This is a genomic window from Streptomyces sp. RLA131 (assembly GCF_056270125.1).
Genome location: NZ_JBWDOQ010000002.1, coordinates 3,304,481 through 3,327,763, shown reverse-complemented (window position 1 = coordinate 3,327,763; position 23,283 = coordinate 3,304,481). Strand labels below are relative to the sequence as shown.

General features: G+C 72.9%; 14 protein-coding genes. 6 read left to right on the top strand and 8 right to left on the bottom strand.

Annotation, left to right across the window (positions count from 1 at the left end; translation table 11 throughout):
* Positions 1-29: 29 nt before the first annotated feature.
* Positions 30-2,783, bottom strand: coding sequence for a phosphoenolpyruvate carboxylase (gene ppc / locus RWE79_RS15985; protein ID WP_475940742.1), 2,754 nt, complete (start codon positions 2,781-2,783; stop codon positions 30-32).
* A gap of 139 nt (positions 2,784-2,922) precedes the next feature.
* Here ppc and RWE79_RS15980 point away from each other — a divergent pair, with 139 nt between their 5' ends.
* Positions 2,923-4,230, top strand: a complete 1,308-nt coding sequence (locus RWE79_RS15980; protein ID WP_475940741.1) for a sensor histidine kinase — start codon at positions 2,923-2,925, stop codon at positions 4,228-4,230.
* 99 nt (positions 4,231-4,329) lie between these two features.
* Here the strand turns inward: RWE79_RS15980 and RWE79_RS15975 are convergent, their stop codons facing one another.
* From RWE79_RS15975 to RWE79_RS15965, 3 genes are all read right to left on the bottom strand, one after another.
* Positions 4,330-5,256 (bottom strand): DivIVA domain-containing protein, encoded by a 927-nt coding sequence (locus RWE79_RS15975; RefSeq protein WP_475940740.1) that lies wholly within the window; start codon positions 5,254-5,256, stop codon positions 4,330-4,332.
* Positions 5,257-5,328: 72 nt separating this feature from the next.
* Entirely contained in the window at positions 5,329-7,485 is a 2,157-nt protein-coding gene (locus RWE79_RS15970) for an SUKH-4 family immunity protein (RefSeq protein WP_475940739.1), read from the bottom strand.
* An 8-nt stretch (positions 7,486-7,493) separates the two neighbouring features.
* A complete protein-coding gene (locus tag RWE79_RS15965; RefSeq protein ID WP_475940738.1) occupies positions 7,494-8,480 on the bottom strand; it encodes an SMI1/KNR4 family protein in 987 nt (328 codons plus the stop codon).
* Between the two features lie 296 nt (positions 8,481-8,776).
* On the opposite strand from RWE79_RS15965, the gene RWE79_RS15960 reads away from it, so the two are divergent.
* The 5 genes from RWE79_RS15960 (at position 8,777) to mfd (ending at position 17,074) form a co-directional block, all read left to right on the top strand.
* Positions 8,777-9,280 carry a YwqJ-related putative deaminase gene (locus RWE79_RS15960; RefSeq protein WP_475940737.1) on the top strand — a complete coding sequence of 168 codons (504 nt, stop codon included), beginning with the start codon at positions 8,777-8,779 and terminating at the stop codon, positions 9,278-9,280.
* Entirely contained in the window at positions 9,277-9,762 is a 486-nt protein-coding gene (locus RWE79_RS15955; protein ID WP_475940736.1) for an SUKH-3 domain-containing protein, read from the top strand. The genes RWE79_RS15960 and RWE79_RS15955 overlap by 4 nt, the downstream gene beginning before the upstream one ends.
* A gap of 224 nt (positions 9,763-9,986) precedes the next feature.
* Positions 9,987-10,775, top strand: a complete 789-nt coding sequence (locus RWE79_RS15950; RefSeq protein ID WP_475940735.1) for an ABC transporter ATP-binding protein — start codon at positions 9,987-9,989, stop codon at positions 10,773-10,775.
* Entirely contained in the window at positions 10,772-13,348 is a 2,577-nt protein-coding gene (locus RWE79_RS15945) for an ABC transporter permease (protein ID WP_475940734.1), read from the top strand. Before RWE79_RS15950 ends, RWE79_RS15945 begins: the two co-directional genes overlap by 4 nt.
* A 168-nt stretch (positions 13,349-13,516) precedes the next feature.
* The gene (gene mfd, locus RWE79_RS15940; protein ID WP_475940733.1) at positions 13,517-17,074 is read left to right on the top strand and encodes a transcription-repair coupling factor; all 3,558 of its coding nucleotides are present in this window, start codon (positions 13,517-13,519) and stop codon (positions 17,072-17,074) included.
* A gap of 133 nt (positions 17,075-17,207) precedes the next feature.
* Here the strand turns inward: mfd and RWE79_RS15935 are convergent, their stop codons facing one another.
* The 4 genes from RWE79_RS15935 to RWE79_RS15920 all read right to left on the bottom strand — a co-directional run bounded on the left by RWE79_RS15935 (position 17,208) and on the right by RWE79_RS15920 (position 23,028).
* On the bottom strand, positions 17,208-18,650 hold the full coding sequence (locus RWE79_RS15935) for a DUF2079 domain-containing protein (RefSeq protein WP_475940732.1): 1,443 nt from the start codon (positions 18,648-18,650) through the stop codon (positions 17,208-17,210).
* A gap of 116 nt (positions 18,651-18,766) precedes the next feature.
* Positions 18,767-20,242 carry a protein kinase domain-containing protein gene (locus RWE79_RS15930; protein WP_475945848.1) on the bottom strand — a complete coding sequence of 492 codons (1,476 nt, stop codon included), beginning with the start codon at positions 20,240-20,242 and terminating at the stop codon, positions 18,767-18,769.
* Between the two features lie 56 nt (positions 20,243-20,298).
* Positions 20,299-20,910, bottom strand: a complete 612-nt coding sequence (locus RWE79_RS15925) for a hypothetical protein (protein WP_475940731.1) — start codon at positions 20,908-20,910, stop codon at positions 20,299-20,301.
* Positions 20,911-21,003: 93 nt separating this feature from the next.
* Positions 21,004-23,028 (bottom strand): N-6 DNA methylase, encoded by a 2,025-nt coding sequence (locus RWE79_RS15920; RefSeq protein WP_475940730.1) that lies wholly within the window; start codon positions 23,026-23,028, stop codon positions 21,004-21,006.
* Positions 23,029-23,283 lie beyond the last annotated feature (255 nt).

Genomic DNA, 23,283 nt, shown 5'->3' with positions numbered 1-23,283 from the left:
GCCTGCGGGCTGTGGCCCGCGTCAGCGGCTCACCCCGTGTTGCGCAGGCCGGCGGCCACGCCGTTGACCGTCAGCAGCAGGGCACGGGCCAGCAGCGGGTCCGGCTCCTCACCCCGGGCGGCCGCCTCGCGCTGGCGGTGCAGCAGGGCGACCTGGAGGTAGGAGATCGGGTCCAGATAGGCGTCACGGATGTGGAAGGTCTGCCGCAGGGCGGGCTGCGCGTCCAGCAGCCGGCTCTCCCCGGTGAGCCGCAGGACCTCCTCGACGGTGAGCGCGTGCTCGGCCTTGATGACGTCGAAGATGTGCTTGAGCTCGTCCGGCACCAGGGTGCCCACGTAGTGCTCGGCGATCCGCAGATCGGTCTTGGCCAGCGTCATCTCGACGTTGGACAGGAAGTTGCGGAAGAAGTGCCACCGCTCCTGCGCCTCGGAGAGCTCCTCGCCCAGGCCCGCCTCGCGGGCGGCCCTCAGACCCGAGCCGACACCGAACCAGCCCGGCACGATCTGCCGCGACTGCGTCCAGCCGAACACCCACGGGATCGCCCGCAGCCCGTCCAGGCCCGCGCCCGAGTCCGGGCGGCGGGACGGCCGCGAACCGAGGTGCAGCTCGGCGAGCTGGTCGACCGGTGTCGAGGCGAAGAAGTACGCGGGCAGGTCCGGGTCCTCGACCAACCGCCGGTAGGCGGCGTGCGCGGCGTCGGAAACGACGTCCATGGCGGCGTCCCAGCGGGCCAGGGCCTCGTCGGACTGCCGGGGAGCGGTGTGCAGGGCGGAGGCCTGGAGGGTGGCCGCGACGGTCAGTTCGAGGTTCTCCCGGGCCAGCGACGGGATCAGGTACTTGTCGGAGATGACCTCGCCCTGCTCGGTCACCTTGATCTCGCCCTCCAGGGTGCCCCAGGGCTGGGCGAGGATCGCGTCGTGCGAGGGGCCACCGCCCCGGCCGACGGTGCCGCCCCGGCCGTGGAAGAGACGCAGCCGTACGCCGTGCCGGTGGGCGACGTCGCGAAGGCGGCGCTGCGCACGGTGGATCTCCCACTGGGAGGTGGTGATACCGCCGAACTTCGACGAGTCGGAGTACCCGAGCATGACCTCCTGCACGTCGCCCCGGAGCGAGACGAGCTTGCGGTAGGAGGGGTCGGAGAGCATCTCGTCGAGCAGCTGGTCGGCGATCTTGAGCTCGTCGGTGGTCTCCAGCAGCGGCACGATGCCGATCTTGGCGACACCCGCGTGCAGATCGATCAGCCCGGCCTCGCGGGCCAGTACGGCGGCGGCGAAGACGTCGTCGGAGCCCAGGCACATCGAGATGATGTACGACTCCACCACCTCGGGCCCGAAGCGCTCGAAGGCCTCGCGGACGGTGTGGAAGACCCCGAGCGTCCTGGTGCCCTCGGCGTCCAGCGGGGCCGGGGTGCCGGCCAGCGGGCGGCGCGAGCGCAGCTCCTTGGTGAGCAGCTTGCGGCGGTAGTCGCGCGGCATGTCGGCGTACCGCCAGGACTCCTCGCCCAGCCGGTCGAAGAGCTGGCCCAGGGCGTGGTGATGGGCGTCGGCGTGCTCGCGTACGTCCATGGTGGCGAGCTGGAGGCCGAACGCGGCCAGGGTGCGGATCGCGCGGTCCAGGCGGCCGTCGGCGATGAGTCCGCCCCGGTGCGCGCGCAGCGAGTCCTGGAGCAGCCGCAGGTCCGCCAGCAGTCCGGCGGTGCCGAGGTAGTCGCGGCCGTCGACGTGCGGGGTGCCCTTGGCGAGCCGCTCGCGGGTGTTGACCAGCTTCTGGCGGACGCAGGTCGCCTTGAGGCGGTACGGCTCCTCGGCGTTGAGCCGCTTGTAGCGGGGGCTGATCTCCGGCAGGAGGGTCAGGTCGCGGTCGAGGGAGTCCAGCAGCTCCTGGCTCGCGCCGGCGTTGCGGATGGAGTTCGACAGGGCGGCGCGCAGGTCGTCGACGAGCACGAGCGCGTCGTTGATGCCGTGCTCGTGCTGGAGCAGCAGCACGTCCCAGGTCACCGCCGGGGTGACATTGGGGTTGCCGTCGCGGTCGCCGCCGATCCAGGTGCCGAAGGTCAGCGGGCGGGTCTCGGCCGGCAGCGGCACGCCGACCCGCTCCAGCTCGGCGGACAGGTCCTCCAGGACGTAGCCGACAGCCCCGCTGTGCAGCTCGTCCAGGTAGTAGATGGCGTTGCGGGCCTCGTCGGCGGGCTCGGGGCGGACGACCCGCAGCTCGTCGGTCTGCCAGAGCAGGTCGATGTTCTCGGCCAGGCGCGTGTCGGCGCGCCGGCGGTCACCGGAGTCGGATGGGGGTGCCCCCGCCGAAGGCTGGGGGAGCTTGTCGAGCAGGGCGGCGATCCGGCGCAGCTTGTTGAGGACGCTGCGGCGGGCGGCCTCGGTGGGGTGCGCGGTGAAGACCGGTCGTACGTTGAGGTTCTTGACGGTCTCGCGCACATGCTCGGGGTCGGCGTCCTTGAGCAGGTCGGCGGTCTGCGCGAGCAGCCCGCCGTCGGCGGCCCGGCGGGCGCGCAGCTCGCGGCCCCGGTGCACCTGCTCGGTGACGTTGGCGAGGTTGAAGTAGGTGGAGAAGGCCCGCACGAGCTTGGCGGCCGTCTGCAGGTCGGTCTCGCCGAGCAGTTCGGCGGCTGCCTCACCGTCGGTCCGGGTCAGGGCGCGGACCTTCTCGACCAGGTCGAGGAGTTCCCTGCCCTCCTGCCGGACGAGCGTCCCTCCGAGCAGGTCGCCCAGGCGGCGGATGTCCGCGCGCAGGGGGGCGCTCTCGGTCGTGATGTCGGCGCTGCTCACAGGTGCGGCTCCTAGTGCAGTGGAAGACGGCGGTGGGCAAATGTGTGCGGACCGCGCTGTCCGACGGCACCAGGATAGGTCGGCGGCTTGCGCGGGACTCGTGCCGCCCGCCAGACGGACAACGCCTACCCTGTTGGACATGAGTACGACGGGGGAGTACGTACCAGACAGACCCGGCCGGTGGGCCGGGGGAGTGTTGTGGGGGTGGCCCAGACGGCGCAGTCTGGTGCTCGATGTGATGCTGGCCGCGGTGTCGTCCGTGGAGTGCCTGCTGGAGGGTGTGGCCTTCGCCCAGCGCACCGGGGTGTCGGTGACCGTCGCGGGCCTGTTCGGGCTGGCCGTCGGCTCGGCGCTGCTGTTCCGGCGCCGCTGGCCGGTGGCGGTCGTACTGGTCGCCATCGCGGTGGCCCCCGCCCAGATGGGCATCCTGCTGCTGGGCATGGCCGGCCTCTACACGCTGGCCGCGTCCGACGTGCCGCGCCGCATCACCGCCGTCCTGGCCGGGATGTCCGCGGCCGGCACCCTGATCGTCAGCCTCCTCAAGACCACCCAGGGCTTCGACGGTCCCTACGCGGCGGCCGTCTTCACCTCCGTACTCACCGCCGTCGGCCTCAACGCGCCGCCGGTACTGCTCGGTCTGTACGTCGGGGCCCGGCGCCGGCTGGTCGAGAGCCTGCGGGAGCGGGCGGACGGTCTGGAGCGGGAGCTGTCGCTGCTGGCGGAGAAGGCCTCCGAACGGGCCGAGCGGGCCCGCATGGAGGAGCGGACGCGTATCGCCCGCGACATGCACGACGTGGTGGCGCACCGGGTGAGCCTGATGGTCGTCCATGCCTCCGCGCTGAAGGCGGTGGCGCTGCGGGACCCGCAGAAGGCGTCGGCCAACGCGGAGCTGCTGGGGGACATGGGCCGTCAGGCGCTCAACGAACTGCGGCAGATGCTGGGCGTGCTGCGCGCCGAGCCGGCGCCGGCCGTGCGGGCCGCCGACGCGCACGCCGGCGGTGACGGTGGCGGCGCCCAGGGGGATGCCGAAGGCCTGGGCGAGGGCGACGGGCCCTGCCTGGACGAGCTCGACGCGCTCATGGAGGAGTCCCGGGCGGTCGGCATGTGCGTCGTCTTCCAGGTCGAGGGCGCCCGGCGGAGCGTCACCGCCCGGATCGAGGCGACCGTCTACCGCGTGGTGCAGGAGGCCCTCACCAACGTCCACAAGCACGCTCCCGGCGCCAAGGCCGAGGTCCGGCTCGCCTACCGCGAGGAGGAGGTGGCCGTCCTGGTCCTCAACGGGCCCTCCGACGCCGCCGAGTCCGGTACCGGGCTGCGCCTGCCCAGCGGGGGCAACGGCCTTCTCGGTATGAAGGAGCGGGTCTCCGCCCTCGGCGGCGGCTTCGCGGCCGGCGCCACCCGCGACGGCGGGTTCCGCGTCTCGGCCCTGCTGCCCGACCGGGCCTGAAGCCGACCGGGCCTGGAGCCGGTCGGGCCTGGAGCCGGTCGGGCCTGAACCCTGTCGGGCCTGAACCCTGTCGGGTCCGCCCGGTCGGGACCCGGTCGCTCAGGGCCGCGTTTCCCCTTCCTCTTCCTCTTCCTCTTCTCCGTCCTTTCCTTCTTCTTCCTCGCCGGGTTCGCGGCCGGTGAGGGTGGCGAGGCTGGAGCGGACGTGGGCGAGGTGCTCGCGGATCTCCTCCCGGCGGATCTCGTGCTCGCGCAGTTCGCGTTCGGCCTCGCGGTGGATACGTTCCTCCCGGGCGCGGGCCTGGACGATGAGCTGCGAGGCCGCGGCCTCTGCCTCCTCCTGGCGGCGGCGCGCGTCGGCGCGGGCGTCGGCGAAGGAGCGTTCGGCCTCGGCCGCGAGGGTCTCGGCGTAGGCGGTGAGTTCGCCCATGCGGCTGTCGATGCCGGCCTCGCGTTCGGCCAGTTCGTGATGCCCGTTGTCGAGCAGTACGCGGTGCTCGGCGCCCAGTTCGGTGAGGGCGCGGTCGGCGTCCTGCCGGGCCGCCTCCAGGGTGCGGTGGGCCTCGTCGAGGACGCGGGCGGCCTCCTGCCCGGCCTCGTTCAGCAGCGCGGTGGCGCCGGCCCTGGCCTCGCCGATGACGTGCTGGACGTGTTCCTCGGCGACGGCCAGGCGGGCCTGGGCGGCGGCACGGGCCTCGTCGAGGAGGGTCAGGCGGGCGGCCTCGGCGGTGTCGTGCGCATGTTGCGCCTCGGCCTCCGCCCGGCTCCGTACGGCGGCGGCCTCGTCCTCGACGAGCCGCAGCAGCTCCTGGGCGCCGGGGCCCAGGGACTCGAAGGACGGTGGCGCCAGGGTCGCGACCACCTCGCGCAGCGCGCTGCACTCGGCGTCCATCTCGTTGGCCAGGACGGTGAGCCGGGCGGCCCGCTCCCAGGCGGCGTCCCGGTCCTCGGACAGCTCGTCCAGGAAGCGGTCGACCTGGTCGGGGCGGTATCCGCGGCCGCGGGCGGTGCCAAAGCCGAAGTTCATGCCTCCATTTTTGGTTATTTGCCCTATTTGTCCATAACGCAACACTCCGACGGGGGCCGGACACGCATGCGCCTACAGCATCCCGTCCCACATCTGCTCGATCAGCACAGCCCACCAGTGGTCGGGCGAGGAGACCGCCGCCGGGTCCAGAGCGGCCAGCTGGTTCTGGAAGTCGACCGTCCAGCGTCCGGCCTGATCGGGCGTCAGTCCGAGCCGCAGCCGCCACATCCGGCCCAGCAGGGCCAGACAGCGGGCGAACTCCGGCAGGCTGGTGTTGACGAACTGCGGAACGGCCGGCTGCCCGCCCGGCGCCGCCTCCAGCGGTACGGCGACGATGTGCGCGGTGCCGTACTGGACGCACAGCTGGCGGCCGTAGTCATTGCCCATCACCAGGTACGAGCCCGCGTCCGGCCCCGCCTGCACCCCGCGCTCGGCGGCCAGCTCTGCCAGCGTCGGTACCGGACGGCCCGGCTGGGCCTGCGCCCAGAAGAACGGCCCGAAGTCCACCGGCAGCCCGGACCAGGTCAGGGTCTGCGCCACGATGTCCGGCACGCCCTGACGGGAGACCGCCCGCTGGTCGAAGCGGAACACGCCCTGCGGACCGAAGGCCTGGGCCAGCTCGTGGCCGATCCCGTCCAGCGGGATCGGCGGCACCCGCTGCACCTGTGCCGGATGCGGCAGCGGCACCCGCTGCGGGTGGGTGATCGCGGGAGCTCCGGCCACCTGGTGCAGCTCGCCGAGATGGGTGAGCAGATGCTGCACGCCCTGCTGGCGTCCGGCGTGGTCCTTGCCGTACGGGGCGGTGTGGCTGATCCGCACCTGCGGCCAGGTCTCGCGGACCATGCGCGCGCAGTAGCCGCCGGGCAGATCGCAGGACTCCAGCTCGGTGTGGAGTTCCAGCACCTGCTGCGGCGGCACGCCCAGGGCGCGCAGCTCGTGCAGGATCTGCCACTCCGGGTGCGGCGTGCCGGGCGCCGAGCGCCGGATCAGCTGCTGCTCGGAACCGTCCTGGGCGCGATAGCGCAGCACGGCCATGTAACCGGGACCCACGGTGGGCACCCCGGCGGGCGGCTGCGGATAGCCGTAGCCACCGCCCTGCGGCTGGGACTGCGGCTGGGGCGCGGGCGGTTGCGGTACCGGCGGCTGGTGCTGGTGCTGCGCCATCGGCTGCCGCAGCACCGGCGGGGGCGGCGGCGGGGGCGGGCCACCGGGCGTCGCCAGCATGGTCGCCGCGTGGTGGACGTCGCCGGGCCCCGCCCCGCGCGGCACCCCGGGCGGTGGCGGGGGCGGCGGCACGTCCTGGCCACGGGGGCCGCTGAGGTCCAGCTGCGGCACCATCTGGGTCGGTACGTATCCCATGCCGGGAGCGCCGGGAGCGCCGGGAGCGCCGGGAGCGCCGGGAGCGCCGGGCGCGGGGACGGGGGCGGCGGGCGCACCGCCGCCCGCTCCCGGCACGCCGGGCGGGGGTGGCGGCGGCGGGGGCACGCTGCCCCGCCCGGCCTTGGACGTCTCGGCGTCCGCGATGTCCGAGGCCCCGCGCGCCGGAGCGGGCCGCGCCGGAGCGGGCCGGGCCGGGCCGGGCGGCGGGCCCTGAGGCGCGCCCCGCGACACCCCGGGCGGCGGCAGCGGCACTCCCGGGCCCGACGGCGGCGGATACGCCGGCGGCGCCGCGACGGGCCCGGGGACCGGCGTCGGGGCGGGCGTCGGCGGCGGGGGCGCGGGCGCCTCCTGCGCGGGCGGGGCGAAGACGGTGGCGGGAGGGGCGACGGACTCGGCGTCGGCGGCGGTGCTGGTGTTGGCGTCCCGCCAGGGCGTGGGGACACCCCCGGAGGGTCCGCCCCGGCGGTCCGGGATGCCGATCCGGTCGGCGGCGTCCTGAAGCCACTGAGGGGGGCTCAGCAGGAAGGACGTGGCCTCCAGGTCGAGCCGCTCGGGCGGCGCGTCGGCCGGCGGGGCCGCGTCCTGCGGCACGGCGCCGTACTCCTCCTCGTAACGCCGCACGATCTCCCCGACCGGCAGTGCCGGCCACAGCGTGGCGTCGCCGCTGTCCCGGGCGATGACGAGCCGCACCGCGCCGTCGTCCGTCGTGGGGCCGTCCTCGCGGGGCTCGCTCCAGGCCACGAAGCCCAGCTCGAACTCCCGCACCCGCACCTCGCGGGCCTGGTAGGCCGGGACGTCGCCGTTGATCCACTGTTCGGCGCGTTCCTGCGCCTCCGCGAACGTGACCATCTCCCGCTTCACCCCTCCACCGGGACGGCGTGGGCGAAGCCGCCGTCCACCATCAGGTTCGCCACTGTCTCCAGCTCCGGCGGGTTGCCGGCCAGCCGCAGCAGGAAGGCGTCGAAGTCCTCGCCGCAGGGCAGCAGCAGCGCCTCGACCCGCTCACCCGCCGACGGCCAGCGGGCCTCGTCGCCGTCCCGCACGTCGTCGTACGGGCAGAACCACATCGACCCGGCGGCCTCGCCGCGCACCCGCAGCGCGAGGACGCCGCCCTGGACGTAGCCGACCGCGAGATAGTCCTTGGTCAGGTGGTCGCGCAGGCACTTGTTGACGTAGACGAGGTCGTTGAGCGCGGCCTCGTCGCGCAGGGTGAAGAACGGCTGGTCGATCAGCAGCCCCAGGTGCGGGTCCAGGGCGACACCGCGCGGCGCGCAGCCGGCCGCGGCCTTGAGGAAGGTGCGGTAGGCGCCGGGCAGCCGGTAGCCCAGCTCCTCCTCAACGTCGAGGATCTGATCCTCCGTCACCGCGACCGGGTCCTTGGGCAGCCCGAAGTGGACGGGCCGGGTGTCCTGGAGGGGGCGGGTGCCGCGCTTGGTGTGGTCGGCGTCCGAGGCGGCTAGGCCGCCGTGGTGCCGCAGCAGCGCCTTGATCTCGACCGGCACCAGTTCGAGACGGCGGGTGCCGAAGACGTGGTGCCAGGTCCAGCCGTGCGGGGTGGCCACCGGCGGCAGACTGCCCCACAGCTCGTGCCCCGCGGCGTGCAGCGCGGCGTTGGCCGACACGTAGTCGGTCAGCCGTAGTTCGTCGATGCCGAAGCCCTCCGGGGGCTCGGCGATCTCCGCCGCCGCGCGCGCGTACGCGGAGAAGTCCGGGTATCCGTCCTCGTCCACCCGTACGCCGTGCGGATGCCGGGCGGCGCGGACCGGGTCCGGGAAGCGCACCACCTGTCCGGCGTAGGCCGCGTTCGGCGGCACGGCCCGCCCCACGGACCGACCTGTCGTCATTGCGGATGCCCCCATGCTGAATCTGGCTGTTGGGCACAGCCTATGGTGTGCGGCAACCGTATGTTCAGGTCAGAGCGTCTGTCCGGCGGGACACTCTTTCCGGTGAAGCGGCCGGCGGGACCCCGACGCGGTCACCGAACGTATCGCCCCAAGTAGGTTCATCCGGCGACGAGTTGGCCGGTCACTCAGTGACAGCGCTTCGTGACATCCCGCACAAATGCTGTCTCTCTTCCCACAACCGACTTCCGCATCACCTGATCCGTTTGGCATGGTGAGCACGGGAGGGACGCACCAACATGGACACGAAGGACCCCGCGGAGAGGTCGGATCCGCGGCTCGACTGGCGCGCGGCCGACGCCGCACCGCCACCTGTGCTGCGACACCGCAGGGACGGCATCCTGCCGGCCGTGGCAGCCGCGCTGTCCGTTCACGACGAGGTTCTGACCTGCACCGGAAGCAAGGCCGAGCAGCCGCCCGAACTGCATCCGCTGGTGCGGGACGTGCTGGACGCACTGCCGGTGGCACAGCGTGAGCGTTTCGCGGGGCGCTGCCCGGAACCCGTGCTGCTCTCCCGCTTCCTCACCGCCGTCGACGCCGCCCGCAGCAAGCGCGCCGCGCGCAAGCCGCTCTCCAACGGCGAGGCCAGAAAGGCCCTCAAGGGCGCCAAGCTGACCGCCCGCCGCATCCGCGAGGACGGCGATCCGTCGCACGGCTCCTACGCGCCGCCGTGCCGGAGCTGCCAGCCGCTGCTCTCGCACTTCGGGGTGCGGCCCTTCGACCCCGGGGCGGGAGCCAAGTGAGCACGAGCACCCGCTTCGCCGCGGGAGTCGACGCCGCGCTGCGCGCCGGCGGCTGGCAGCCCGGCCGCTGGGACATCCGGCAGGCCGAGATCTGGGCCGACACGCTACGCGCGTACACCTCGCCCGGCGGTCACCGGCACACCGTCTTCCCGGCGGCCGTCGAGGCCTGGGCGGAGTTCGGCGGCCTCACCGTGCCGCCCGCCGTCGGCCCCGGGCGTCATGTCGCGCCCGTCGCCGCCCGTATCGACCCGCTGTACGGGCTGCACCTCGCGCGCACCTTCGGCGACCTCGGCCACGCCCTCGACACCGAGGTGTGCCCGCTGGGCGAGGAGGCCTCCGGCCAGGCCCAGCTCGCCATCGACGCCGCCGGCCGCGTCTACGCCGTCGACCACACGGGCGACTGGTACATCGGCCCCACCATCGACACCGCGCTGTCCGCGCTGGTCCTGGGCCTGCGGCCGCGCCGCCTGGGCCTGACGTGACCGAGGGGTGCGAGATCCCCTAGGGGACGCACCCGGTTTTCTCCTCCCCGTGATTCCACCCAGGGGAGGAGCCGCGGCACGGCCGCGCTCCCTAGCCTTCTGGGTGGGGCTAACCCCCGGGTCGGTACGGAGACCCGCACCATCGCCCCGACCTCCCCACCGCGGCCAAGCTGATGACACACGCAGACAGCGCCGGCAGCACCCATCACACCAGGAGAAGAACCGTGACAACGGCAGTAACGATTCCCAAGTCCGGGGGCAGCGGAGAGCGTTCGGCCGTTGCCGCAAGTGCCCGTCAGGTGACCAAGGCGTACGGCTCCGGGGAGACCCGGGTCGTCGCCCTCGACGCTGTCGACGTCGACATCGAGCGCAGCCGCTTCACCGCGATCATGGGGCCCTCCGGTTCCGGCAAGTCGACCCTGATGCACTGCCTGGCGGGTCTGGACACGGTCACCAGCGGGCAGATCCGGATCGGCGAGGTGGAGATCACCACGCTCAAGGACAAGAAGCTCACCCAGCTGCGCCGGGACCACATCGGCTTCATCTTCCAGGCGTTCAACCTGCTCCCCACGCTCAACGCGATAGAGAACATCACCCTCCCCATGGACATCGCGGGCCGTAAGCCCGACCGTCCCTGGCTGGAGCGGGTCGTCGAGACCGTCGGTCTCGCCGACCGTCTCAAGCACCGCCCCAACCAGCTCTCCGGCGGCCAGCAGCAGCGCGTCGCCGTGGCCCGGGCGCTCGCCGCGCGGCCCGACATCATCTTCGGCGACGAGCCGACCGGAAACCTCGACTCGCGGGCCGGCGCCGAGGTGCTGGGCTTCCTGCGCAAGTCGGTCGACGAGCTGGGCCAGACCATCGTCATGGTCACCCACGACCCGGTGGCGGCCTCGTACGCCGACCGGGTGCTCTACCTCGCCGACGGCCGGATCGTCGACGACATGGCGGACCCGACCGCCGAGTCCGTCCTCGACCGGATGCGTGACTTCGACGCCCGCGGGAGGACGTCGTGACCGTCGTCAAGACCTCCCTGCGCAACTTCCTCGCGCACAAGGGACGGATGGCGCTGTCCGCCATAGCCGTCCTGCTCTCGGTGGGCTTCGTCTGCGGGACGCTGGTCTTCACCGACACCATGACCGCGACCTTCGACAAGCTCTTCGCGGCCACCGCCGCCGACGTCACCGTCAGTTCCGGGGACGCCCCCGCCGGCAACGAGCAGCAGACCACCAGCAAGGCGGCGACCGTCCCCGCGTCGCTGGTCGCCCGGCTGCGCGCGGCGGACGGGGTCAAGGCCGCCGTGGGCGACGCCAGCAACATGGCGCTGACCGTGGTCACCAGCGGCAACGACAACCTGAGCCCGTCGTCCGGCGCCCCCACCATCGGCACCAACTGGGACTCCACCGAACTGCGTACGGTCGAGCTCACCTCCGGTCACGCCCCGCGCGGACCGACCGAGCTGATGGTCGACAAGGACACCGCCGACAAGCACCACCTCAAGCTCGGTGACGAACTGCGGGTGCTGGCCACCCCCGGTGAGTTCAGGGCGAAGATCACCGGTATCACCACCTTCAAGACCACCAACCCCGGCGCGGCCGTCTTCTACTTCGACACCGCGACCGCCCAGACCAAGCTGCTCGGCGCGCCCGGCGTCTACTCCAACATCATGCTCACCGCCGACCCGGGCGTCGGCGACGCGCGGCTGAAGAAGACGGTGGCGGCCGACCTCGGCTCCGGTTACAAGATCCAGACCAAGGCCGAGTACACCGCGGAGAACAAGAAGGGCATCGACTCCTTCCTGGGCGTCATCAAGACCGCGATGCTGGGCTTCGCGGGGATCGCCGTGCTCGTCGGCATCTTCCTCATCGTCAACACCTTCTCGATGCTGGTCGCGCAGCGCACCCGGGAGATCGGCCTCATGCGCGCCATCGGCGCCAGCCGCCGGCAGGTCAACCGCTCGGTGCTGGTCGAGGCGAGCCTGCTGGGCGTCCTCGGCTCGATCCTCGGCATCGGGGCGGGCGTCGGACTGGCGATCGGCCTGATGAAGTTCATGAGCAGCGCCGGCATGAACCTCGACACCTCCGAGCTGACCGTCAAGGCCACCACCCCGGTCATCGGGCTGGCCGTCGGGGTCGTCGTCACCGTCCTCGCCGCCTACCTCCCGGCCCGCCGGGCCGGGAAGGTCTCGCCGATGGCCGCCCTGCGCGACGCGGGCACCCCCGCCGACGGCCGGGCCGGCAAGGTACGTGCCTCGACCGGCCTGCTGCTGACCGCCGCGGGCGCCATCGCCCTGTACGCCACCAGCCAGGCCACCAAGGCCGGCGACGGCGGGTGGCTGCTGGCCGCCGGGGTGGTCCTGTCCCTCCTCGGCTTCGTGGTCATCGGCCCGCTGCTGGCGGGTGTGGTGGTCCGGGCCATCAGCGCCGGCGTCCTGCGGATCTTCGGTCCGGTCGGCCGCCTGGCCGAGCGCAACGCGCTGCGCAACCCGCGTCGTACCGGTGCCACGGCCGCCGCCCTCATGATCGGCCTCGCGCTGGTCGCGGGCCTGTCGGTGGTCGGTTCGTCCATGGTGGCCTCCGCGAGCTCCGAACTCGACAAGTCGGTCGGCGCGGACTTCATCATCCAGGCCGGCGACGCCCAGAACCCGATCCCGCCGGAGGTCGAGAAAGCCGTCAAGTCGGTGCCCGGCCTCGCCCATGTCACCGACTACAAGATGATCGACGCCACGATCGGCACCGGCGCCGGCAAGCCCGAGAAGGTCACGCTGTCCGCGGCCGACCCGACGTACGCCCAGGATCTCCAGGTCAAGACGGTCAGCGGCAAGCTCGCCGACGCCTACGGCACGAACGCCCTCTCGGTCGGCGAGAAGTTCGCGGACAAGCGCGGCATCAAGGTCGGCAGCCGGCTGGACGTCGCGTTCAAGGACGGCCGGACGGCGAAGCTGAAGGTCGCCGCCATCACGTCCAAGGACACCGCCCTGGACAACGGCGCGATGTACATCAACATCACCACCGTGGCCCGCTACCTGCCGGCCGACCGGATGCCGATGAACACGATCATGTTCGCGGCCGCCGGGAACGGCGGCCAGGACGCGGCGTACACCGCCCTCAAGAAGAAGCTGGCGGACTTCCCGCAGATCCAGGTCCGCGACCAGGCCGACTACAAGCAGGCACTCAAGGACCAGATCGGCCAGCTGCTGAACCTGATCTACGGGCTGCTGGCCCTGGCGATCATCGTGGCCGTCCTGGGCGTGGTGAACACCCTGGCCCTCTCCGTCGTCGAACGCACCCGCGAGATCGGCCTCATGAGGGCGATCGGGATGTCGCGCCGGCAGCTGCGCCGCATGATCCGCCTGGAGTCGATCGTCATCGCCCTCTTCGGCGCGGTCCTGGGGCTCGGCCTGGGCATGGGCTGGGGCGCCAGCGCCCAGCAGCTGCTGGCCCTGCAGGGCCTCGGCGTCCTGGACATCCCCTGGTCGACCATCGTGACCGTCTTCGTCGGCTCCGCCTTCGTGGGGCTCGCGGCGGCGCTCTTCCCGGCCTTCCGGGCCGGCCGGATGAACGTCCTGAGCGCCATCGCCACCGAGTAACGGGGGAGTACGGGGGGAGACCCGGCGGTCCCGGTGCGCCTGGCGCGCACCGGGACCGCCGGACACGTGTTGTCGGTGGGGCGTCGTAGGCTGGGACACCCCGGCTCGTTCCACGCGTCGGGTGGTTCGCGTGGTACAAGCCGCAAGCCCCTGGGACGGAAAGCCTTCATGAGCCTGAACGGTCTGCTCGATGCTGTTGTCGGCGATCCGGCCCTCAGCGAGGCGGTGAAGGCCGCCGCTGACGGCCGTCGTCCGCAGGTGGACATCGTGGGTCCGCCCGCCGCGCGGACCTTCGCCATCGGCGCGCTCGCGGCCCGTACCGACCGTACGGTCCTCGCCGTGACGGCCACCGGCCGGGAGGCGGAGGACCTGGCGGCGGCGCTGCGGTCGCTGATGCCGGCCGGCCAGGAGGACACCGTGGTGGAGTACCCGGCCTGGGAGACCCTGCCGCACGAGCGGCTGTCGCCGCGCTCGGACACCGTGGGCCGTCGTCTGGCGGTGCTGCGCAGGCTGGCGCACCCCCGGGCGGACGATCCGGCGGCGGGGCCGGTCAAGGTGGTCGTGGCCCCGATCCGTTCCGTGCTCCAGCCGCAGGTCAAGGGGCTGGGGGACCTGGTCCCGGTGGCCCTGCGCAGCGGGCAGAACGCCGACCTCGGCGCGGTCGTGGACGCGCTGGCGGCAGCGGCGTACGCCCGGGTGGAGCTCGTCGAGAAGCGCGGGGAGTTCGCCGTGCGCGGCGGGATCCTGGATGTCTTCCCGCCGACCGAGGAGCATCCGCTCCGCGTCGAGTTCTGGGGCGACGACGTCGAGGAGATCCGCTACTTCAAGGTCGCGGACCAGCGCAGCCTGGAGGTGGCCGAGCACGGCCTGTGGGCGCCGCCCTGCCGTGAACTGCTGCTGACCGAGGACGTACGGAACAAGGCCGCCGCCCTCCTGCGGCTCCACCCCGAACTTCACGAGCTGCTGGACAGGATCGCGGAGGGCATCGCGGTCGAGGGCATGGAGTCGCTGGCCCCGGTGCTGGTGGACGACATGGAGCTGCTGCTCGACGTGCTGCCCGCCCGCAGCATGACGGTGGTCTGCGACCCGGAACGGGTACGGACCAGGGCCGCCGACCTCGTCGCGACCAGCCGGGAGTTCCTGGAGGCCTCCTGGGCCGCCTCGGCCGGCGGCGGCGAGGCACCCGTCGACCTGGGGGCGGCCAGCCTCTGGGGCATCGCCGACGTCCGCGATCACGCCCGGGACCTCGGCATGCCGTGGTGGAGCGTCAGCCCCTTCGCCGCCGGCGAGGAGGACCCGGAGGACGACGGGGCCACGATCAAGCTCGGCATGCACGCCCCCGAGGTCTACCGGGGCGACACCGCCCGCGCGCTGGCCGACACCAAGGGCTGGCTGGCCGACGGCTGGCGCACGGTCTACGTCACCGAGGGCCACGGCCCGGCCGCCCGGATCGTCGAGGTCCTGGGCAACGAGGGCATCGCCGCCCGGCTGGACACCACCCTGCCCGCCTCCGCGATCGAGCCGTCCGTGGTGCAGGTGGCGACCGGCTCCATCGAGAACGGCTTCATCGACACCGGCCTCAAGCTCGCCGTCCTCACCGAGACCGACCTGTCCGGCCAGAAGTCCTCCACCAAGGACATGGGCCGCATGCCGTCGCGGCGCCGCAAGACCATCGACCCGCTCACCCTGCAGCCCGGCGACTACATCGTCCACGAGCAGCACGGCGTCGGCCGGTACGTCGAGATGGTCCAGCGCACCGTCCAGGGGGCCACCCGCGAGTACCTTCTGGTCGAGTACGCCCCCGCCAAGAAGGGCCAGCCCGGCGACCGGCTGTTCGTCCCCACCGACCAGCTGGAGCAGGTCACCAAGTACGTCGGCGGGGAGGCCCCGTCCCTGCACCGGCTCGGCGGTGCCGACTGGACGAAGACCAAGGCGCGCGCCAAGAAGGCCGTCAAGGAGATCGCCGCCGACCTGATCCGGCTGTACTCCGCCCGCATGGCCGCCCCCGGCCACACCTTCGGCCCCGACACCCCGTGGCAGCGCGAGCTGGAGGACGCCTTCCCGTACGTCGAGACCCCGGACCAGCTCACCACCATCGCCGAGGTCAAGGAGGACATGGAGAAGTCCGTCCCCATGGACCGCCTGATCTGCGGCGACGTCGGCTACGGCAAGACCGAGATCGCCGTGCGAGCCGCCTTCAAGGCCGTCCAGGACGGCAAGCAGGTCGCGGTCCTGGTCCCCACCACGCTGCTGGTGCAGCAGCACTTCTCGACCTTCTCCGAGCGCTACGCCCAGTTCCCGGTCATCGTGAAGGCGCTGTCCCGCTTCCAGAGCGACAGCGAGGCCAAGGCGGTCCTGGAGGGGCTGCGCGAGGGCTCGGTCGACGTCGTCATCGGCACCCACCGGCTGTTCTCCTCGGAGACGAAGTTCAAGGACCTGGGCCTGGTCATCGTCGACGAGGAGCAGCGCTTCGGCGTCGAGCACAAGGAGCAGCTGAAGAAGCTCCGCGCCAACGTCGACGTACTGACCATGTCCGCCACCCCCATCCCCCGCACCCTGGAGATGGCGGTGACCGGCATCCGCGAGATGTCGACGATCACCACCCCGCCCGAGGAGCGGCACCCGGTCCTGACCTTCGTCGGCCCGTACGAGGAGCGGCAGATCGCCGCCGCCATCCGCCGCGAACTGCTGCGTGAGGGCCAGGCGTTCTACATCCACAACCGGGTCGAGTCCATCGACCGGGCGGCGGCGCGGCTGCGCGCCCTCGTCCCCGAGGCGAGGATCGCGACCGCGCACGGGCAGATGGGCGAGACACAGCTGGAGCAGGTCGTCGTCGACTTCTGGGAGAAGCGGTTCGACGTCCTGGTCTCCACGACGATCGTCGAGTCCGGGATCGACATCTCCAACGCCAACACCCTGATCGTCGAGCGCGGCGACAACTTCGGCCTCTCGCAACTCCACCAGCTGCGCGGGCGGGTCGGCCGCAGCCGTGAGCGCGGCTACGCGTACTTCCTCTACCCGCCGGAGAAGCCGCTCACCGAGACCGCCCACGAACGGCTGGCGACCATCGCCCAGCACACCGAGATGGGCGCCGGTATGTACGTCGCCATGAAGGACCTGGAGATCCGCGGCGCGGGCAACCTGCTCGGCGGCGAGCAGTCCGGGCACATCGCGGGCGTCGGCTTCGACCTGTACATCCGGATGGTCGGCGAGGCCGTCGCCGACTACCGCAGCGCGCTGGAGGAGGGCGGCGAGCCCGAGGAGACCCTGCTCGACGTCAAGATCGAGCTGCCGGTCGACGCGCACGTCCCGCACGACTACGCCCCCGGCGAGCGGCTGCGCCTCCAGGCCTACCGGGCCATCGCGGCGGCGAACTCCACTGAGGACATCACGGCCGTCCGCGACGAGCTGTCCGACCGCTACGGCAAGCTGCCCGAGCCCGTGGAGAATCTGCTCCTGGTGGCCGGACTGCGGCTGCTCGCCCGCAAGGTCGGGGTCGGCGACATCACCCTCCAGGGCGCCAACGTCCGCTTCGGACCGGTGGAGTTGCGCGAGTCGCAGGAGCTGCGGCTCGGCCGGCTCTACCCGCGTACGGTCATCAAGCACGCCACCCGCCAGGTGCTGGTGCCGCGCCCCACCACGGCGCGGATCGGTGGCAAGCCGGTCGTCGGGCGCGAACTGCTCACCTGGACGGCGGAGTTCCTGACCACCGTCCTGGACAACTGATGCGGCCGGTGGGTCCGGTACGCAGGCGCATCCGTGACACGCGGACCGGTGACGGGGCGCCCTGCCGCACCGGCCCGCACCGGCCCGCACCGGCCCGCACCGGCCCGCACCGGCCACGACCGCGCCCCGCGGATCAGAACCGCCGCAGCACCCAGTAGCCGGACTCGCCCGACACGATCCGGTACGTCGCGCCGGGGTGCAGCTGGCCGACGTAGGTCAGCACCTGCGAGGCCGACTTCCCGGTCTCCTCCAGTGCGATCCAGCGCGGCAGGATGCCCCGGGTGTTGGTCACCCACAGCACCCGGCAGCGGTTGGTGAGATGCGCCAGCGTCCCGACGTTGGCCTCCACCGTCGCCCGGTCCGGGACCGCCGACAGGACCCGGGCCGCGGCCGCCGCGCGGGTACCGGGTTCGTAGCCGGCCGGGTGCGTCAGGTCGGCCAGCGGCAGCGAGGTGCTCAGCGCCAGCGCGGCCGCCAGCGACGCCGCCGGGGCGTGCACGGCGTATGCGCGCAGCCACGGGCGCCCGCTGCGCCGCGCGGGGCCGAGGGCGTCGGTGAGGGCGAGCGCGACGACGGGCATCAGCACCGCGTTGTAGTGCCAGGCCGTGCTCCAGTAGTGGTCGTCGCCCGAGGCGAACCGCCAGGCCAGGGTGGGCAGCGCGGCCAGCAGCAGCGGTGACCGCAGCGCCAGCAGGCCACCCGTCGGCAGCAGCACCCACAGCAGGGTCCGCAGCTTCTGACCCGCGCCGGCCAGCAGATGCGCGAGCACGCTGCCGGAGGTGTCGCCGCTCATCTTGACCCAGTAGTCGTAGTGCCCGGCGGAGTTGAACGCCGGTATGACGTACGTCAGCTCCACCTCGCAGGCCACCACCCCGAAGGCCGCCAGGCCGACCGCGTACAGCACCGCCCTCGGGTCCTCGCGTCGCGCCCGCAGGGCCACGACCAGGCCGATCGCCGCCGCAGTGACGCCCAGATCCTCCTTCACCAGCACCAGGGGCGCGGCCCACCACAGCGCCGCGTACCAGCGGTGCCGCAGTACCGCCTCCAGCGCGAACGCGATCAGCGGCACCGCGAAGCACACCTCGTGGAAGTCGAAGTCCACGGCCCGCTGGATGCCCCACGACAGCCCGTACGCGGCCCCCAGCGCGAGCCCGCCGCGCCTCCCCAGCACCCGCGCGGCCGCCCGGGTCACCGGCACCGCCGACAGCGCGAACAGCGCGGCCTGTGCCACCAGCAGGGTCACCGCGCTCGGCCACAGGCGGTACGCGGGGGCGATCAGCGCCGTCACCGGGCTGAAGTGGTCGCCCAGGATGTTGAAGCCCGGCGCCTTGATGTCCGTGACCGGCGCCCGCAGATGCGCGTAGCCCCGTACCGCCTGCTCGAATATGCCCAGGTCCCAGGACATGGTGTCCATCCGGCGGAACCGGCACACGGAGAGCGACGCATACGCCGCGAACAGGAGCGCGGCCAGCCAGTACGGGTCCAGCCGGGGTCCGGCGAACCGCGCACGCCGCCGCACCGCGGTGGCGCGCGGTGCGGCGGTGGCGGTTCTGGCCGTGGCTGTGAAATCGAGCATCGTCGCTCAAGTATGCGAAGCCCGACTGTGAGCATCCCGTCCGGGGGCTCGGCGGCAGCTGTCAGCGGTATCTGACAGCGGTATCTGACAGCGGCGGCCAGCGGCAGCGGCGGCGGTCAGCGGCGGACCTGGCCCAGCCAGGCGAGGGTGCGGCGCACCTCGGCCGAGAAGGGGTGGTGCGGGCCGTGGACGCGGTCGGCGTCGTACACCAGCCGGGACAGGACGTCGTGCGCGGCGGCGCGGTCACCGACCGACAGCAGCAGATGGCCGATCCGGCGCCGCACTTCGAGGGGCAGGACGGGATCGGTGGCCCGGTACTGCTCGAAGTAGGGCAGCAGGGTGCGGTATTCGGTGAGGGCGAGCGCGGCCTCCCCGAGCTGCTCCAGGCACTGGGCGGCCTCGTAGCGGTACTGCAGGGACGCGCGGCCGGCGGGGCCGGACTCGGCGGCGTGCTCGTCGGCGAGGCGCCGCAGCTCGGGCAGCGCGCGGCGGTACTGGCCGTCCTCCATGAGCGTGGCGGCGTACTGCTTGCGCAGCATGCGCACGACGGGGGAGCGTTCGCCGTGCCTGGCCTCGGCCGCCGGCAGCACACCGCCGAGGATGTCGACGGCCTGGGTGATGCGGCCGGCGTCGAGCAGCCGCTTGACCTCGTCGACGGCCTCGGCGATACCGGGGGCGCCGCCGCCGCTCGTCGGGACCGGGGTCGGCGCCGGGGCGTCGCTGCGCGGCGCGACCGGGTGGTCGGGCCAGGGGGCGTGCGGGCGCAGAAAGGGTCGGCTGGGGTCCATCGGCCCGCTCGGGCGCTGGTGCGGGCCGGGCACCGGAAGCAGGGAGGCGAGCCTGCGGTAGGTCTCCTGGGCGTCGGGCAGCCGGTGCTGGGGGTCCTTGGCCAGCAGTTGCAGCACCAGAGTCTCCAGCGGCTCGGGCACCTCCGGCCGCACCTGCCGCAGCGGCACCGGGGCCTCGTACAGATGCCGGTGCAGGACGCCCAGCGCCGTGGAGCCCGCGAAGGGGACGTTGCCGCTGACCAGTTCGTGCAGCAGCACACCGAGCGCGTACAGGTCCGTACGGGGGCCCACGGCACCGCCCATGGCCTGCTCGGGCGCCATGTACGCGGGCGTGCCGATGGGGGTGCCGGTGTGGGTGAGCCGGGTCGTGTCGGTGTCCAGCACCGAGGCGACCCCGAGGTCCAGGACGGTGACGCTGCCGTCCGGCCGGACCATCACATTGCGGGGCTTGAGGTCCCGGTGGATGATCGGCACCGCGTGCACGGCCGACAGCACCGCGCACAACTGCGCGGCGACGGCGACCGCCCACGGCCAGGGGTACGGATCGTGCTCGGCGAGATGGTCGGCGAGGTCGGCGCCCTCCACGTACTGCATGACGAGGTACAGCTCGTCGGCGTCGCTGCCCGCGTCATGGACGGTGACCAGGCCCGGGTGGTCGACCTGGGCCGTCACCCGGCACTCGCGCTCGAAGCGGCTGCGCAGCTCCGAGGCGTCCTCCGAGCCGGCGACCTTGTCGGGGCGCAGCAGCTTGACGGCGACCCGGCGGTCGAGCCGGCGGTCGTACGCGGTCCAGACCTGGCCCATGCCGCCCTGGCCGATGACCGTGGCCAGCTCGTAACGGCCGGCGACGATCCGTCCGTTCACTGACCGTCCTCCTGCTTGCGCAGCAGGTCACTGAGCTCGTCCAGTTCGGCCCGCACCTGGCTGATGCGCGGCGGCGGCGGAACGGGCGTGTGCGCGGGGGCCGGGGCCGGGGCCGGGGCCGGGGCGGGGGCGGGGGTCGGGGCCGGCGTGGGCGCCGGGGCCTGGCTGCCGCGGTACGGGTTGTAGTCGTACGGCTGGGGCTGGGGCTGGGGCTGGACCGGCGGTTGCGCGGGGAGGTACGGATACGGGGTGGCGTAGGGCGGCGGCACCACCCGGCGGTGCTGGATGTCCATGATCAGGAAGTACACGGGCGTGCAGAGCCACAGGAAGAAGAAGCCGAAGGTGCCCGTCGCGTCGACGGGACCGGTGATGTCCTCGCTGTCGCTGACCATGCTGAGGAAGACGCCCGGCAGCACGAACCCGACGACCCCGAACACCGCCCAGTCCAGCGGCCGCCGGCGCAGCAGCGCGATCCGCAGCAGCAGGACGAAGTTGAGGAAGGTGAAGCCCAGATAGCCCAGCGCGACGAAGAGCACGCGCAGCGGGATCACGGACCCGTCGCCCGGCGGGCGGGGGTACGGCGGCGGTGCGGTGCCGGGGCCGTTCATCACTTGCTCCCTGGGCAAAACATAAGTCCGGGTGACAGCCGAAGACTATCCGTCACGGCCGACAACCGACCCGGCGTTACCGAACTGCGGCGCTTACGGCTCGGGCCGTACGGTCCCGTCCGTCAGCCCGTCGTAGAGCCCCTGCACCAGCTGTTCGCCCAACTGCCCGGCCAGCCGCAGAGTCTCCTCGAAGGCGGCCAGCGTACGGAAGCGCTCACCGTAGCGCCGCTGGTCGGCCAGCGGCAGCCGGGGCAGCTGGAGCCGTCGTACGTCGAGCCGGGTGGAGGTCGAGGCGTAGCTGCTGGCCTGACGGTTGTTGGCGGTGCCGCGCAGGAAACCGGCGAGGAACCACGGGTCCAGGGCGGCCGGGTCGGGGCGCAGCAGATACAGGCTGCGGCCCAGCGCCGCGCCCGCCGTCGCCGCGTCGACCACCCGGGCCACCGAGCCGCGCCCCAGGACGGGGACGACCACGTCCCCCTGCTCCAGCAGCACCGGCTCCTCCGTCGGCCCCGGCCCTTCGGGCAGCGATCCGGAGGGCGCCGACCCGGCCAGCACGTCGTGCTCGGTGAGCACCGCGGGCCCGGATGCCTCGCCGGGGGCGGTGCCGGGGCCGCCGGCCCGCAGCAACAGGGCTCCGGCGCGGGCCAGTTCGCCCACCGTGGTGGCCGGCCAGCGGGCCGGTTCGCCGGGCACGGCCGGGGCGGGGGCCAGCTCGGACGTACGGCGCAGGGTCGCCGCCAGCCGGTCGCGCACCCCCGCGAGTCCGCCCGGGCCGCCCGGGGCCACGGGCGGCGGAAGATGACGGGCCGGGGCCAGGTCCACGTCGTCGTCGAGCAGGTCGATGACTTTCAGGGCCCGCCGGATCCCGGGGCGTTCCTCGGTGGTGCCGTGCCGGTCGAAGGAGCGCCAGGCGTCCAGGACCGTGCTCCGTACGCTCTGCCAGGGCAGCTTCTCACCACCGGGGACGGCCAGTTCGGCGGTGTTCACCAGCAGCAGGTGCGGGGACGGTGCCCGGCCGCCCGCCCCGTCGGCCGGTCTGCGCAGCACCCACAGGTGCAGCGGGATGCCGTACGGGGGCGCGGTGCCGGCCGGCAGCGCGATCACCGCGCGCAGCGCGCCCCGGCGCAGCAGGTCGGCCCTGATCCGCCGCCCCGACCGGCGGGACGCGGCGGCGGGCGGCATCAGCAGGACGACGGTGCCCCCCTCCCGTACCCGGGCCAGGGCGTGCTGCACCCAGGCCAGTTCCGATTCGGTACGGGCCGGGAAGCCGTACTCCCAGCGCGCGTCGTAGGCCAGTTCGTCATGGCCCCAGTTGCGTTCGTTGAACGGCGGATGGCACAGCACGGCATCCGCCGCGAGGTCCGGGAAGGCGTCGGCGCGCAGGCTGTCACCGGCCCGCACCCGCAGCTCGTCGGTGGCCGGATGGGCGTACAGCGCGAGCCGCAGGGCGGCCAGTGCGGCCAGGTCGGGGTCGGCGTCCTGCCCGGCGACGTGCTCGGGTGCCTCGGCCGCCCGCAGCAGCGTCCCCGTGCCGCACGCGGGGTCGAACACGGTGCGGGCCGGGCCGGCCAGCGCGGCCATCAGGTCGGCCAGATCGGGCGGAGTGAGCGTGTACTGCCTGGGGTTGGCGTCCAGATACCGGCCCAGCAGGAATTCGTAGGCCTGCCGCAGCCCGAGCTCCTGGCCCAGATCGGCCACCGCCGGCAGCAGCTCCGTGTCGACCGGCCGCCCGATCCGGAACTGCCCCTCGAAGCGCAGCACGCACAGGTCCTCCAGCGCCCCGGTGAGGGCGCGGCCGCTCAGATCCCGCCAGTCCTCCGGGCGGGCCCTCACGAGGAGCAGGAGAACCCCGGCCTGTCGCAGCGCGGTGAGCGCGCCCGCCGGATGGCTCTCCACCTGCTGCCAGACGCGCTCCCGCAACGGGACCTCGGCGAGCTTGCCCTGATCGCGCAGCCAGCTCTCCACCTCGGCGAGCGGGAACGTCGGGCTGCTGTCGGTACCGCCGACCGGCCGGGGGAAGTCCGCATGCCGGCGCCGCCAGTTACTGACGGCGGCGCGGCCCACCCCGGCGAGCCGCGCGATCCCGGCGGCGGTCACCTCTGCTGCGTTCTCCTGCACCTGGCGGCTCCCTTCGCTGTGTGCCTGATCATACCGACGAAATACGCGAGACATCGCTTCACGGCGTGAACTCACTCAATCTTGTGAACCGTGTTGACTCGGTTCACAGCTCATGCTGTGATTGATCCATCGCTTCACGGCGCACTACGAAGCCCGAGGGGGGTCTGTGCGCCCCGGAGCGATCCACGCCGCCGGTGCCTTCGGGCGCCGGCGGCGGCAGTGAGAACACCACGCCACCGGCATCGCCGAGAGGAA